This is a genomic window from Kistimonas ophiarachnellae (genome assembly GCF_057552235.1).
Map to the genome: position 1 here is coordinate 305,661 of NZ_BAAJPA010000003.1, position 14,222 is coordinate 319,882.

At 49.4% G+C, this 14,222-nt stretch carries 13 protein-coding genes; 9 read left to right on the forward strand and 4 right to left on the reverse strand.

Annotated elements, in window-relative coordinates; all coding sequences use genetic code 11:
* Positions 1–25 precede the first annotated feature (25 nt).
* Positions 26–400 carry a hypothetical protein gene (locus AC27K1_RS05380; protein WP_487148886.1) on the forward strand — a complete coding sequence of 125 codons (375 nt, stop codon included), beginning with the start codon at positions 26–28 and terminating at the stop codon, positions 398–400.
* 93 nt (positions 401–493) lie between these two features.
* On the opposite strand, the gene AC27K1_RS05385 is transcribed toward AC27K1_RS05380, so the two are convergent.
* Positions 494–1,480, reverse strand: a complete 987-nt coding sequence (locus tag AC27K1_RS05385) for a PfkB family carbohydrate kinase (protein WP_487148887.1) — start codon at positions 1,478–1,480, stop codon at positions 494–496.
* Positions 1,481–1,683: 203 nt separating this feature from the next.
* Between AC27K1_RS05385 and AC27K1_RS05390 the strand changes: the two genes are divergently transcribed.
* Entirely contained in the window at positions 1,684–4,440 is a 2,757-nt protein-coding gene (locus AC27K1_RS05390; protein ID WP_487148888.1) for a hypothetical protein, read from the forward strand.
* Between the two features lie 276 nt (positions 4,441–4,716).
* On the opposite strand, the gene AC27K1_RS05395 is transcribed toward AC27K1_RS05390, so the two are convergent.
* Positions 4,717–5,640 (reverse strand): LysR family transcriptional regulator, encoded by a 924-nt coding sequence (locus AC27K1_RS05395; RefSeq protein WP_487148889.1) that lies wholly within the window; start codon positions 5,638–5,640, stop codon positions 4,717–4,719.
* Between the two features lie 207 nt (positions 5,641–5,847).
* Between AC27K1_RS05395 and AC27K1_RS05400 the strand changes: the two genes are divergently transcribed.
* Positions 5,848–7,083, forward strand: a complete 1,236-nt coding sequence (locus AC27K1_RS05400; protein ID WP_487148890.1) for an OmpP1/FadL family transporter — start codon at positions 5,848–5,850, stop codon at positions 7,081–7,083.
* Positions 7,084–7,167: 84 nt separating this feature from the next.
* Here the strand turns inward: AC27K1_RS05400 and AC27K1_RS05405 are convergent, their stop codons facing one another.
* Complete coding sequence (locus tag AC27K1_RS05405; protein WP_487148891.1) at positions 7,168–7,692, reverse strand: hypothetical protein; 525 nt, start codon at positions 7,690–7,692, stop codon at positions 7,168–7,170.
* 315 nt (positions 7,693–8,007) lie between these two features.
* Between AC27K1_RS05405 and AC27K1_RS05410 the strand changes: the two genes are divergently transcribed.
* Together AC27K1_RS05410 and AC27K1_RS05415 are read left to right on the forward strand one after the other, a co-directional pair.
* Positions 8,008–8,673 carry an SDR family oxidoreductase gene (locus tag AC27K1_RS05410; RefSeq protein ID WP_487148893.1) on the forward strand — a complete coding sequence of 222 codons (666 nt, stop codon included), beginning with the start codon at positions 8,008–8,010 and terminating at the stop codon, positions 8,671–8,673.
* Between the two features lie 255 nt (positions 8,674–8,928).
* On the forward strand, positions 8,929–10,005 hold the full coding sequence (locus AC27K1_RS05415; protein WP_487148894.1) for a potassium channel family protein: 1,077 nt from the start codon (positions 8,929–8,931) through the stop codon (positions 10,003–10,005).
* On the opposite strand, the gene AC27K1_RS05420 is transcribed toward AC27K1_RS05415, so the two are convergent.
* On the reverse strand, positions 10,002–10,751 hold the full coding sequence (locus AC27K1_RS05420; protein WP_487148993.1) for a protein kinase domain-containing protein: 750 nt from the start codon (positions 10,749–10,751) through the stop codon (positions 10,002–10,004). The genes AC27K1_RS05415 and AC27K1_RS05420 overlap by 4 nt on opposite strands.
* Here AC27K1_RS05420 and AC27K1_RS05425 point away from each other — a divergent pair.
* From AC27K1_RS05425 to allE, 4 genes are all read left to right on the forward strand, one after another.
* Complete coding sequence (locus tag AC27K1_RS05425) at positions 10,692–10,832, forward strand: hypothetical protein (protein ID WP_487148995.1); 141 nt, start codon at positions 10,692–10,694, stop codon at positions 10,830–10,832. The genes AC27K1_RS05420 and AC27K1_RS05425 overlap by 60 nt on opposite strands.
* A gap of 398 nt (positions 10,833–11,230) precedes the next feature.
* Positions 11,231–12,283 (forward strand): L-asparaginase 2, encoded by a 1,053-nt coding sequence (gene ansB / locus AC27K1_RS05430; protein ID WP_487148994.1) that lies wholly within the window; start codon positions 11,231–11,233, stop codon positions 12,281–12,283.
* Positions 12,284–12,428: 145 nt separating this feature from the next.
* Entirely contained in the window at positions 12,429–13,112 is a 684-nt protein-coding gene (locus AC27K1_RS05435) for a GntR family transcriptional regulator (RefSeq protein WP_487148895.1), read from the forward strand.
* Positions 13,113–13,382: 270 nt separating this feature from the next.
* Positions 13,383–14,153 (forward strand): (S)-ureidoglycine aminohydrolase, encoded by a 771-nt coding sequence (gene allE / locus AC27K1_RS05440; protein ID WP_487148897.1) that lies wholly within the window; start codon positions 13,383–13,385, stop codon positions 14,151–14,153.
* The last annotated feature ends 69 nt before the right edge of the window (positions 14,154–14,222 follow it).

Consider the following 14,222-nt stretch of genomic DNA (forward strand, 5'->3'; position numbering starts at 1 on the left):
GTTCGCCTGAGTGGCCGGAGGTGGTATGGCAGAGAGTCTGTTCAATGAGTTGAAGCGCATTGGCATCAATGAAGAGCTGGCTGCGAAAGTCAGTGCTTCACTGGATCCTGAATATAACGCCAGCAAGAAAGATATTCTGGTGATGCAGGAGGCGATTATGCAGGTTCAGATGAAAACCATGCAGGTGCAGTCTCAGGCTGAAAACCGATATCACGAGCTCAATAACAAGATTGAAGCTGTGAAATCAGAAATGCATAGCGAATTTGCCGGTATCAGGAATGAAATGGCAGGTATCAGGACAGATATGGCGAGTATGAACCGTCAGTACCTGATTACCTTCGGTGGTTTGATCAGTACCATTATTGCCGTTTTTCTCGTAAACGTTTATTTCCATCTGTGAACGGACGGTCAGGAAGGGGCAGACTCAATTCATTGGCTACGCTCCCTGATTTTAAAAATCAGGGAGCGGTATCTGACGCTGCCATTGCCCTTATCAGGCAAGAAAGGCTTCACCGGTTTCAAGGTATTCATGAATAACTGCCGCAAACAGGCCTGCACTGTCACCTGCCTGGTGGAGTGAGTGCTGCAACTGGATATTCAGCGGTCTTTCTCCGTCAGAGCCTATCAGCAACGGGTGGGTATCCTGCCTCACCAGGCAAATCATGGTACAACCGCGGGCCAGAACGTTACGAGCTGCCTCAAGCATGGTCTTTTCAGTCACGGGTTCTGCGATCAACTCTTCCAGTTGCGCCAGAGTAAGGAACAGAAGTTTGATACCCTGCAACTCATAAGGCAATCGTCGTGTTTTTGATATAGACGACGGTGATAAGAAAAGGTCAATCTTTTCATCCCGGCAATTACGGATGATATAGCTGATGGCCTCTTCAGGGAGGTCACTGTCCATGAATACCAGCCGGGAATTAGCGATGTGGGGCCACCGACTCTTCAGGTGCCCGAACGTGACATGGTTATAGATATCCATGTCATTTAACGTCATAAGACGTTTACCACTGCGTTCAATAACCCGGGTGCGCGAGCCACTCTGCATTTGTTTGAGGATAACGCACTGATCGGTCTCAATGCCGGCCTTGCGGGCATCTTCCAGCAGCCATTCCCCTTTATAGTCGTCCCCAATCCAGCCAATGAGTGACGTCTGGCTGCCCAGCTGAACCAGGTGTTCGACCACCCGGCGCGCCATGCCATCCGCGGCATAGGAGGTTTTGGCGTTGGCTGTGCGCTCATTGTCCATGGCGCCAAAGATGGAGAGCGTTCGGTTCAGGGTCAGTGCGCCGATACCGGTAATCCGTTTTTGCGCCGGTAAAACGTAGGCGCGTCCGAGGATTTTGCCTTTGCGGGTAAGCTGGGAAATGTATCCGGCGACGGCAGAACGGGATAATTCCAGTTTCTCTGCCAGCTCTTTTTGCGATATGGCCGGGTTTTGTTGGATCAGTTCCAGGACGCGTTGTTCATTGCTTTTCATGGAGACGACAGATTCCTGAATACAGCTGAAAGCAGGACATTTCTCGGAGCGTAACCTTAGCGGTTTCTTTTTTCCGGATAAAGCGATTGGGGCAGGAATCTAACAGGATGTTAGCTATATGGACAAACCGTAAGCATTGGCGGGAACTTTGTATTTAGCGATTTGCCTAACTTCATATTCGGAAAATTCAGGCATGTATGACTATGGCAACTCCAGTAGCCGGTACCTCAAAAATGAGTGGAGCTGGTTCTTTCAGTGAATCCTCCAGTGAGGAATCTCCAGCGGGGCAAATCCCTCGAACGGGCAGGCATTATGAAGGAACCCTTCTGGGTGCAAGAACAGCCAGCCTTGTTTCGCAAGGACCTGAGGTACCGGTCACGTTAACAAACCCATCTCAAATGCTGCGTAAAGCCCCTGTTAAAATTTTTGATGCTCCCACCGACGAACTCAGCACGATTCTGTTAACAGTCAGAACACGTTTGAATGAGCTAACACAGCGTTATGGCGATCATTCAGAAAATGTAAATGTAATGCTTAAAAAAGCAGCGCTGATTTTGCAGGAATGTAATTTGAGAAGAATGGTTGGGGAGCTTTCCAATACGGATGAAATAGATGTAATTCAAAATAGTGTAAAGGGTTTAATATTACAGGCAGCAGGTTTTCAACAACCTCAAGAAAAAGCTTATGAGGTATGGAGGGCGGTAGGGAATACACTGCCTTCTCTATTTGATTCGACGCGAAGTCAAGATGTTGAATTGTCGATTAGTGATTTTGAAAGAATGAATATTCTATGCTTTCTTTTGAAAGAATCATATGATCAACCTGTTACTTATCCACCTGAAGAAGCGTTAACGATCGAGCGTGAGCGTATTTTCTCTGAATTGAAGAAAGGTAAGATTAGTCCGCATGATGCACAGCAATTATTCTTCACGTGGCTGAATCTGGTGGATTTTTATGTGAGACGGGCGAGGGCTGTGCATATTTCAAAAGATTCCCTCCCTAGAGGGATAGCTGTTGGTAAGAGTTCACTTGATAATTTTATGACCTGTTGTTATTCAGAAATAAAATGGATTTTAGAAAATGACATTTATAAATTATCTGATTTTTATATATTGCAAACCCATTATAAATATGTGTTAGAAAACTGTATAGAAATAAAGAGCGAGAAAGAAATGGTGAAAGTGTGGAGAGGTTTAGCGTCTGAGCTATTTAATAAAGCTGTAAATAGAGAACAAAAAAGACTGGCCTTTGATAATATTTTGATTCTTTATGATCATCTAGGTGATATTACTGCTGTTGAAAATCTTGTTACAGAAGCATCTAATTATACTGTCATGCCTTTGCTGATATTGATATGCCGGGATCTAAATCTTTCAGATACGGCTTACTTTGATGTCAAACATATAAGGGATCCATTACGCGCTATTCAATATTTACAATCACTAAGTAAAAAGCCTGCTGAGTGGTGTGATGATATGCGTAATAACTATGACAGGGTGATGGAGATTGATAAAAATGAGTTGCCTCGAATGAAGGCATTTTCAACTCAGCTTGCACTCTATTATTATGCTGTTGGTGATCAAGTCAAGGCCAATGAAATTCTTGAAAAGACTGTTCAGGATAAGAAGCTCTTTAGCGTATTAGGTGAAATTGCCAGTAATAATGTTAAAAAGGCAATCCAGAATATTGAGCGTTCGATAGCTATAAAAGGAAAACTGAAAAGAATTCTTGGTTTACTCTATGAAATGCAAGCTGAAAGTTGTCCGGCAGACGAGAAAAAAGTGAATCTTGAGAAGGCTTGTGAACACCTGAAACTATCAGCGAGTACATTCAAGGAGCTGTATGTTCATTTGGCAAGAATTCAGGAAAAGCTTGGAAATATGGAGGATGCTCATAAAAGTCTTTGTTCTTATCGGACATACCTTCTAAAGAAGATTGGGCTTAACGAGAGCGATATTCGAGTGGAACAGGTAGTTTTATGGATGGATGCGATAAAGGAGCGTGCGCCAGAATATTTTGATAAGCCGGAAGAACCAGATACCAGTACATCCTCGAGGAAAGGGAAAGGGAAAGGGAAAGGGAAAGGAAAGGGAAAGAAGCGGGGGGGATATCATCCACAAGCAGAAGGCTTCGGGAAGCGAATACATCAGGTAAAAGGTGCCGATTCTTCTAAGTCAGAAAAGAGACAATCATCTCAGCCCAGGAAAGTCGAGCAATCCATGCCCGTCGAGCAATCCATGCCAGTCGAACAACCCATGCAGACCGCACAAGTTCAGGCGTTAACAGTGCCTGAAGTGTTACAGACTGAGAGCGTGGATCAAGCCTTTAAAAATACAAAACAAGAAAGGATCGATATACACGATAAAATGGATCCCTTGTATAACGTCAATGATAATTATGATGAAGTCATTGAGCATATCAATGCCCTGATATTGCAAATAACAGATCCTGAGCGTATCAAAAAACATCCTGTTATTACCGAAGAAAATCCTGTTCTTACCGCAAACTTAATGCAATGGAACGGATGGGTGGAGCGATTGCGGGCTATTGATGATTATTGTCTATTTGATATATCAAGACGTGAAGGTGATTTACCCATTCAATTAAAAGATGGTATCCGAAAAAGGGCGCTGTCTTATCTTTATAGTGCTGTTGAAAAACTATTTGAAGCAATGGGTGAAACGTTACCTGACGGATGGAAGGTAAATCCAGAAATCCTTTTAGAATGCGAAAAAATGCAATACTGTCTGGATAATGGAAGTGAGCGTCTACGTCGACAACTAGCCTCATGCTTGTCGAGTATAGGGCATATATTAGAAGATGATTATTTTGAATTTGAAAGGTATAGGAAGAGATCGGCTGCCAACATTTTTTTCGGAACTAATGAAAATAATATTCTTGCCGGTGAGTTTTATGACATTGCAGATATAATTAATCCGGATAGAAAAAAATTAAACTAGTGGCAGGCACTTATCATCAATTGTGCTGATCCACCACTGGAATTTACCATGATATGGCATCTGTGTTACCAACCTTGTTTTGACAGGTGGGACGACATTTTTTTCAGTATTGCATCATTCATATCATCACATCCCACCTCTGATATCGTCTTCAGCAAGGCTGGTGTAACTGCTATATGTTTTACTAAACATCGCACCTCAGGGTACGGCAGGCGTGGTATCCGTTCATTATTTTTCATCTACGCGCAGTGTATAGGGATGTTCTGGCATCACGCATCAGCGAAATGATAGGCAGTGGTCGTATACTACCTGCCGGAACCAGCATTGGGCAGGATCCTGGTGTTGTAAACGGTGCCAGGTCAGCAGATAGTTCAGTTGCATAAAGGTGACGCCTGCTGGCAACTCCAGCAAGACCAGGTTGTGTCGTTTGGTCAGGGTCTTTGACATTTCACGGGTGCCGATCATCAGGGCCTGGTTACTCGCCGCCACTTCCAGGCCAAGCTGGATATCGCTGGTTTCCAGGATAATGGTTCTTGATAGTCCTCTACGAGCCAACTCACGATCAAAACGACCCATTTCAGAAAATTCGGCGATATCCACCTTCACGTGGGGCACTGAAAGTAGCTCTGCCATTGTCAGCACTGTTTTACTGGCAAGCGGATGATCATGGCTGACCATGCCGACAGGCGTCGCAGGGCAGAGTGTTCGCTGATACAGGTCGGGCCGATCCTGGGCGACGAAATTGATGGCCAGGTCGAGTCGGCCGGATGCCATGTCACGAATACTGTCGTTATTCCAGGGATGCAGCCCTAATCGCACCGCTGGCGCTACCCGGCCAAGCCAGGCCAGAAGATCCGGTATCAGCTGGACAGCAATATGATCCATGGCGCTGAGGGTAAAACGACGCTTGCAAAGCGCCGGGTCAAAGGCTGCCGGACGCACCAGCAGGGACAGCTGTTTGAGCAGGGCCGCCAGATCACTTTGTAATGACAGCGCCCGCGCTGTGGGTTGCAAACCATGGGGACGGCGTATGAAGAGTTCGTCCTGAAAGTGTTCACGCAGGCGCTGGAGGGAACGGCTGATGGCGGACTGGCTGAGATTGAGATGCCTGGCTGCCCGGCTGACGCTGCGCTCTTCGAGCAGAACATGCAGGTGAACCAGCAGGTTCAGGTCATAGCGTCGGAGTTCTTCGATATCCATAAGGTGGCCAGCTCTGGAAAGGGAGCGAAAGTATAGGCAAAACGGGTTTTGTTAGTGATATGCATAAAACGCAAACCTGGTAGCCGGATAAATCAATAGGAAGCAAACCGCCGGCTGGGTAAAGTGCCTGCATTTTGTAAGTATCCTGTCATCGGCACCAAGACCGAACAGGGGCACACCCACACACATTCCAAAGATCATTTCTCTATGTCACGCACACCCCGTTTTAGCCGTACATCGTTGTCAGTGGCGGTACTGGCAGCACTCCCCGTGATGGCCAACGCTGCCGGTTTCCAGGTGAATGAACACAGTGCTGCAGGCCTGGGTCGTGCGTTTGCCGGTGAGGCTGCCATTGCGGATGACGCTTCTGTCATCGCACGGAATGCGGCTGGCATGTCCCTGCTGGACAGCCAGATGTTTACGGCTGCTGTCAGCTATATCAAGCCGGAAGTGGATGTGAAGCTGGATGGTAAGGACACAGCAAAGAATGTCGCTGATGAAGCGGTAGTTCCCACATTTTATTATGTTCGTCCGGTTGATGAGCGCTGGACAGTCGGTATCGGTGGTTTCAGTAATTTTGGTCTGGCAACCCATTACGGCAGTGCTTCCGGAATCACGCCGGCTGCAGATGAGACCGATCTGGCAACCTATAACCTGAATCCGTCGGTTGCCTACCGGGTGAATGATGATCTGAGTGTTGGTTTCGGTGTGAATTTTGTTTATGCCGATGCGACGCTGACATCGACGTCAACAGCTATTCCTAATGTGATGCCAGGTGGACTGACGCTGTCCAAATTAACTGGTGATGACTGGGGTTATGGTTGGAATGCCGGTGTTCTGTGGCAGGCTACTGATGCGACACGAGTCGGTTTGAGTTATCGCTCAGAAGTAAAGTTGACTCTGGAAGGAAAAGTGTCATCTGATGTTCATCAGAACTGGAATACCGGTGGCTCGGTTGATCTTACTCTGCCTTCTATTGCCGAATTGTCTGTTCACCATCAGCTCAATGACAAGCTGGCAATTCACGCCAGTGCCGTACATACCGGGTGGTCCAGTTTTGATGAGCTGGCAACCGATCTTGATAATGGCAACGACTTCCCAACGGTTAAGGAAGAGTGGAAAGAGAGCTGGCGCTACGCGGTGGGTATGACTTATCAGTACAGCGATCAGTGGACCTGGCGCACAGGTATCGCAAAAGATAACAGCCCGGTTCGTAACGAACACCGTACTTTCCGTATCCCCGATACTGATCGTATCTGGGTAAGCGTTGGTGGAAGCTACAAGATTGATAAAGCGCAGAGCGTTGATTTCGGCTATGCCTATCTTCAGGGTAAGAAGGTCGATATCAGCGAAGAAAATCCTGTAACACATCAGAATATGGTAGCTGAGGTCAAAGCCGCAGACGTTCACATCCTGAGCCTGCAGTACAACTACCGCTTCTGATCAGCCTGATAAAAAACGGCAAAGAGGGATAAAAATATCCTTGTCTTTGCCGTTTTTTCACATGGCGCTATCTCATTCCATTCACTAGCCGCAATTGGCTGAAATGGAATTCAAAATACCATGTGTTTTGTTGAACCATTCACTATACCAGCTATTAAATCCGTCATTGAGCCACATATGGCGCGGCGAACACCAGCTCCCCAAACCTGCTCCACTGCAGGAGCCAACAACAACATTCACGACCAGTACCAGCATGTTGCATGCTAAGCCAAGGAAAATACTGCAGGGTATACAGAAAATATTCACCCTTCTAGGGAAATGGGCAATATGGTCACACAGGGCAATTCCCCACTGATAAAGTCCTACCAGCGTGCCGCCGATTAACCCTGCAGCCAACCCCAGTATAAAGACAAACGGGGAAGCAATAACCTTGACTATGACTATCACCACTTCGACGGCTCGGTCACTCAGGGAGATATCAGGTGTGAGCGATTCTTCGGCGTCGGAGTAATGAGCAGACGACGTTGCTTCACTCGCGAGGTCACTATCCGCGACACTGGGTGTGGGCGAATGAGCTGGAGATGGTTGTGGTGATATTGGTCTGTCCATATCTATTCCTGTCGTTGACCCAACTGGAAAGCGGCATAGGTTATGCGCCAATCGTCATCAATGAATGAAGGGTACATTGGAGATCATCCCTTTATATTGCCTCTACCTGTGATCAATATATTTGAGTGCCAGATAAGCGCTTAGTTCTGTCATTGAGTCAGTATATTTGTAAATAAAATACGTGTTCATGGTTTTTTATTTAAAAAACAAAGAGTTATTTTTTTCTTTGCCGTGTTTTTGATTAGTGTTTCTGTCCAATTCTGTTAGCCGTTAGACTAACAATACTGACTTTCTTACTGACACGGAGCTTATTTCATGAACCGTACAGTGCTAATCACAGGGGCGAACCGGGGGATTGGGCTTGAGTTGACCCGGCATTATGTTGAACAGGGAGACCGGGTCATCTGTGTCTGTCGGCGCAGTTCTGCAGAGCTGGAAACCATCGCTCATCAGGTGATCAGTGGTATTGACGTTGCTGAGGCTGAAGATGTTGCACGGCTGGGCGAAGCGGTCGGTGACCAGACGCTGGACATCCTGATCAACAATGCGGGTATTTTAACCTCTGAAACCCTGGAGAATTTGGACTTCAGTGAAATTGAGCGGCAATTTCGTGTCAACACGGTGGGGCCATTGAGAGTGACCTGGCAGTTATCAGGTAATCTTGGGTCAGGCAGTAAGGTGGCCATGATCACCAGTCGCATGGGGTCGATGGGCGATAACAGCTCCGGTGGCTATTATGGTTATCGCGCTTCCAAGGCTGCATTGAATGCTATTGGCGTCTCACTCGCTCACGATCTGGCGTCGCAGGGCGTTGCGGTTGCGCTGCTGCACCCGGGCTTCGTTCAGACACGTATGGTCAAGTTTGCCGGTGATGTCACACCTGAACAGGCTGCCCAGGGTTTGGCTGAGCGGATTGACAGGTTGAGCCTGGAGAACAGCGGTTCTTTCTGGCATGCCAACGGGGACAGTTTGCCCTGGTAACGTGTCATCCATTCAGCCGGCGTTCAGGTTGGCAGTGATAAGATGACCCGACAAATGCGACATGTCCCCCCGACAGGCATTGTAAACCCCCCTTCAACGCCTCTTGCCCGGAGGCGTTTTTTTTTGTGCTCCCTGTTTATGCTGCAGAAATTGATGTCTTGATGATGTTGTCAGTCAGCCCTTCAGGTATTTGTAATAACCCGCCGATTTTTGGATAGTAACGCTATCCGTTTTCTGTGAAAGGCTCCGCCATTTATGTATACAGTGGGTCGCATGGTGCGTTTTCTCAATCTGCAGCTGCTCAGGCTTAGCTGGCTGGCGTTGCTGATCGTGTTGTCGCTCCATTTTTTCCTGTCATGGGGATTGCTGGCGCTGGCCGGTGAGCATGAGCTGGTACAGCCGGATGTGTTTTATTACTACTACCTGGTGACAGCCAGTACGGTCGGGTACGGTGATTATTCGCCGGTGACCTTCACGGGGCGCCTGTTGGCCAGTATCCTGCTGGTGCCCGGAGGTGTAGTACTGTTTGCCGGCTTTATCGGTAAGCTGACGTCGGTAGTCGTTAATTACTGGAGAAAAAATGTGAAGGGGAGAGTCGATTTCAGCGATCAGCTGAAGGGACATATCGTGATACTGGGCTGGCACCAGGAGCGTACCCGGCGCATGCTGGAGCTGATTTTTGGCGATCGTAAACGTCAGAAGCGCGATGTGGTGCTGTGTGCATCCGATGATATGGAAAACCCGATGCCGGGCCAGGTACATTTTGTTCGTTCCGAGAGCCTGACCTCTGAGGACTGTTTTACCCGCTCAGCACTGCGTGAGGCTGACCGTGTCCTTATCTACGGTATGAATGATGACAATACACTAACGGTGTCGTTAGCTGTCACCGGCTATGGCACCCGGGCCCATGTTGTCAGCCATTTTGAAAGTCGGGAAATGGCTAACCTGTTATCCGTCCATGCGCCACAGGTGGAAACCCATGCCAACATTTCGATTGAAATGCTGGTGCGCTCTTCTCAAGATCCCGGCTCTTCCCGGGTACAGAATCAGTTGCTCAATACCCTCTCCGGGCCGACTCAGTACAGCATGACGGTACCAGCGTCGTTTTCTGTTTGCCGTTTCAGTACGCTGTTACAGTTGTTCAAGCAGCAGCATGATGCGTTGCTCTTTGGTGTCGCCAACAGTACGACGGGGGACGACCTGGTATTGAACCCGGATGCGGATTACCCGGTCACACCAGGACAGATTCTCTACTTTATGGCGGGTCAGCGTTTGCATGCCGGTGAAATCGACTGGAATCGCATTATGGATTCAACGGCAGAAGTCGTTTAATCGGCAATTAACCCTGGTGACGTGACGGCGAGAAAGGGATGCGCTAATGCTTCTTCCGGCGTCACGCGGGATGTCAGGGGGCGGGTCATACAGCGAAACAGTTGGGCTGCCTCTATACCAGCACAGTGCGCTATGCCCCGATAGGCGGTTTTGACCTGTTTCAGCATCATCCGGTTTCTGTCGTGTATGCCCAGGGGGATGAGACTGTTGCTGCGATTAAGCTGCTGGCGGGTCATTAATTTTTTACCCAACACAAGCTCTACCATGACGCAGGCCGCTGACCAACTATCCACATTGTGACTGTTATCGCCTGACAGTATTTCAGGCGGCATGTATTCAAACAGCACTTCCTCCTGACGTGTCCCCTGAACGGTTGCACGTCCAAAATCACAGATTTTCAGGCAGTGACCATCCCAAAGCAGGTTGTCGGGTGTGATGTCATGGTGCTGTATTGCGTGTCTCTGCATATAGGCGATACCGGAAAGCAGTTGTCTCATCAGGCAGGCGACTTCCGCAGCACTGAATCGTTTTCCTGTCTGAAGTATTGAACGCAACGAGGGACCCCCCAGATCCATGACCAGGTAATGGCAGTCAACAGTCGGGTAGGTGTAATGCAGTGAAATAATGTTTGGGTGACCCGGGTTGCTTAATGTTTGCATGAGGTTCTGTTCTTGCATTGTTTCCGGATGCTTCCCATCAGGCATGGCAAGCACCGACTTGGCTGCAAGATGGCGTCCAGTGAGGATTTCCTGCACTTCCCAAACCGTACCGAACTGGCCCTGATCAATGGTTTTTATGCACTGGAAGCGATCCGTCGGTGGGGGTAAAAAAGGATCTGCTGGTGTTCTGTCGTTCCTTGTTAAATGCTTGTTATTACAATGCTGACCGTGACTGAATAAGCTGCGCGGTATCGATAAAAGCGCATCGATAATGGATCGTGATGACGGCGATTTCCGTGTGGTTTTTAGCATTAACGATCATGTGCTTAGTGTCAGTCTTCTTATAATTCTAGATAGCTGAACGCTGGAGTTTTATAGCTATTTCAACAATCGTCCTGGCTTTTAATCGTAAATACAGAGAACCGGGTTTGATCTGCTGTCACTTGGTTAGCAAGGCGAGATTTCGGGGCAATACGGGTAGTCATCACGTATAGGAATAGCCGTTTTACTCACCTATGATCGGTGCATATTGGGGGGAACCCGGCCTGATTGCCCCGTCATTCGGGATGACTCAGGCCCAGAGGTTTCAGGATTCATTCGTTATTCAGGTTCCAGGAATGCAAAAAACAGAGAGATCCCGGATCGCCATCCTGACCACCGGCGGCACCATTGCCGGTGAAGGACAGTCCCAGACAGGTGGTGCTTATACGTCGGCCAAGCTCGGTGTCCAGCAGCTGCTGGAGGCGGTGCCGGAGCTGCACGACGTGGCGGATATTACCGGCGAGGAAGTGGTGAGCATCGGCTCCCAGGATATGTCCGATGAAGTCTGGCTGACCCTGGCCAAGCGTATCAACGCGGTGCTGGCCCAGGATGATATTGACGGCGTCGTCATCACCCATGGTACCGATACCATGGAAGAGACTGCGTGGTTCCTGCATCTGACCGTACACTCCACCAAACCGGTGGTGCTGACAGGCGCCATGCGTCCGGCAACCGCCCGCAGTGCCGATGGTCCCCTGAACCTGTATAACGCGGCTGTGACGGCAGCATCACCCGAAGCGGTTGACCGGGGTGTGATGGTGGTCATGAACGACACCGTTTTTGGCGCCCGCGATGTCACCAAGATGCACACCTCCGGTGTGGATACTTTCCGGGCGCCGAATTTTGGTCCTCTTGGTTATGTGCATGATGGTGTGGTGACCTTCCAGCGTCGTCCCGAGCTGCATCACACTGTTACCTCTGAATTTGATGTAGCAAGCCTCGATAAACTGCCACAGGTCGGTATTGTCTACGGTTATTCCAACTGCTCCCCGCTGCCGGTCAACGCCTATGTTGGCGCCGGTTACCAGGGCATTGTTCATGCAGGCCTGGGTAACGGCAATATTCACTGTGATGTGCTGGATGCCCTGGCCAACGCGAGCCGTGACGGCGTTCGTGTGGTGCGTTCTTCCCGTGCCGGCAGTGGTTCTACGACAATGGCTGGTGAAGTGAATGACGAGCAGTACGGCTTTATTGCATCGTTGCACCTGAACCCGCAGAAAGCCCGTGTACTGTTGCAACTGGCGCTGACCAGGACCACCGATCGGGAAACCATTCAGAACTATTTCCTGACCTACTGAGTTCTCGGGCACGTTGATGCATTGCCGCCAGGGTAACCTCTGTTACTTTGGCGGAATCACTCCACTTTTTGCTAACAATTTTCTACAATGCGCGGTAGCTGGTCGGCTCTGATAAGCCGTTGGTTCACTGGTTCACGAGTAAGTCATGCCTACGTTCAAAGCGCGCGAAGTCAGCCGCATCGTCAATACCATATATAAAGCGATTATCGAACAACGCCTGCCGGCAGGCACTCGCCTGGTGGAAACCCGGCTGGCCGAAACCCTGAATGCCAATCGCAACCATGTGCGCGATGCGCTGGTGGAGTTGTCCTACCGCAATGTGGTGATTATTCAGACCAATAAAGGCGCCTGTGTCGCCCAACCCGGGAAACAGGAAGCCCGCGAGGTATTTGACGCTCGTCGTATTATAGAGACGGGGCTGGTACGCCAGGCCATTGACCGGATCGATAACAAGGGACTCAAGCGACTGGAAAAAATCAGTGCCAAAGAAGATGAAGCCATCCGTAAGGGTTCCCGGCCTGACATGGTGCGCCTTTCCGGTGAATTTCATCTGGAAATTGCCCGTATTGCCGACAATGCCACCCTGTTGAAACTGCTGGATGAGCTGGTGGCCAGAAGTTCGTTGATTATCGGGCTGTATGAGGCCATTGCTGATGCATCCTGCTCAGCGGATGATCACCACGAACTGATTCGACTGATCAGTGAACGTCAGCATGATGCCGCCGCTGACTTTATGGGGCGTCACCTGGACGAGATCCGTAACCGTCTTCACCTGGAAGAAAAGCCGGCCAAACATCTGGACCTGGCAGAAATGCTGGCCGCCTGTTAACACCATTACACCGATTTCCTTTTCTTTTCGTCGTTATTCATTTCCCACACCCGCCACGTTGAGGCCTGACAGACACGGAATCTGTCAGGCTGCCTTGGGTTGCTTACCGTAAATTTACGCAGCTCCGGCCATTGTTTTGACCTGTCTCAAGGTTTGGCTGCCATTCCGGCGTATAGTCGCTAACAAAAGCACGCAGGATTGTTAGCAATCTGGAGGGGCGCTACAGACTTCTGTGTGTATCAACGAAAATCAGAGTAGTGGAGAAGTATCATGGGATACCCGGACGGTCTGTTAAAAAACCGCTCAGTCATTAAGCACGGTGTCTACGCGGTGGTTGCCCCGGAAGGACGTGTGATCAATTCCATCCCCGGTTTTGACGGTTGTGCACTGACCATTGTGGCTTCCCCGAAAATGGGCGCCAGCTTTGTGCAGTATGTCGGTAGTGTGCAGCCCGATGGCGGTACCACCCAGCCTTTTGCCAGTGAAGAAATGATCGAAAGCTTTGTCTACTTCATGGACGGTGAGGGTTCCCTGAAAGTCAGCGTAGGCGACGAAGAACAGACCCTGACACAGGGCGGCTATGCCTTCGCGCCCGCTGACAAGGCGCTGTCATTCCAGAATATCGGCGACAAGCCGCTTCGTGTTCTGCTCTACAAGCAGCGCTACATTCCGTTGAAAGGACACAGTGCCCGCACAATCTTTGGCAACGCCAATGACATTGAAGAAGTCTTCTACGACAACATGGAAAACGTGTTCATCCGCGACCTGCTGCCCATTGAAATGGGCTTCGACATGAACATGCACATCCTTAGCTTCGAGCCTTCCGGCAGCCATCCATTCGTTGAAACCCATGTTCAGGAACATGGGGCCTATTTGACCGAAGGTGAAGGCATTTACCTGCTCGGCGAAGACTGGGTACAGGTGCAGGCAGAAGACTTCATCTGGTTCGGTCCCTTTACCCAGCAGGCGGTTTACGCCACGGGTCGTGGACGACTGACGTACATCTACTCCAAGGACTGTAACCGCGACGTCGATATCTGATTTCCCGCCCGGTGCCGGTGGGGAGCCGGCCGCCGGGCTGAAGCAAGTCCAGTAATACACATAACGCCA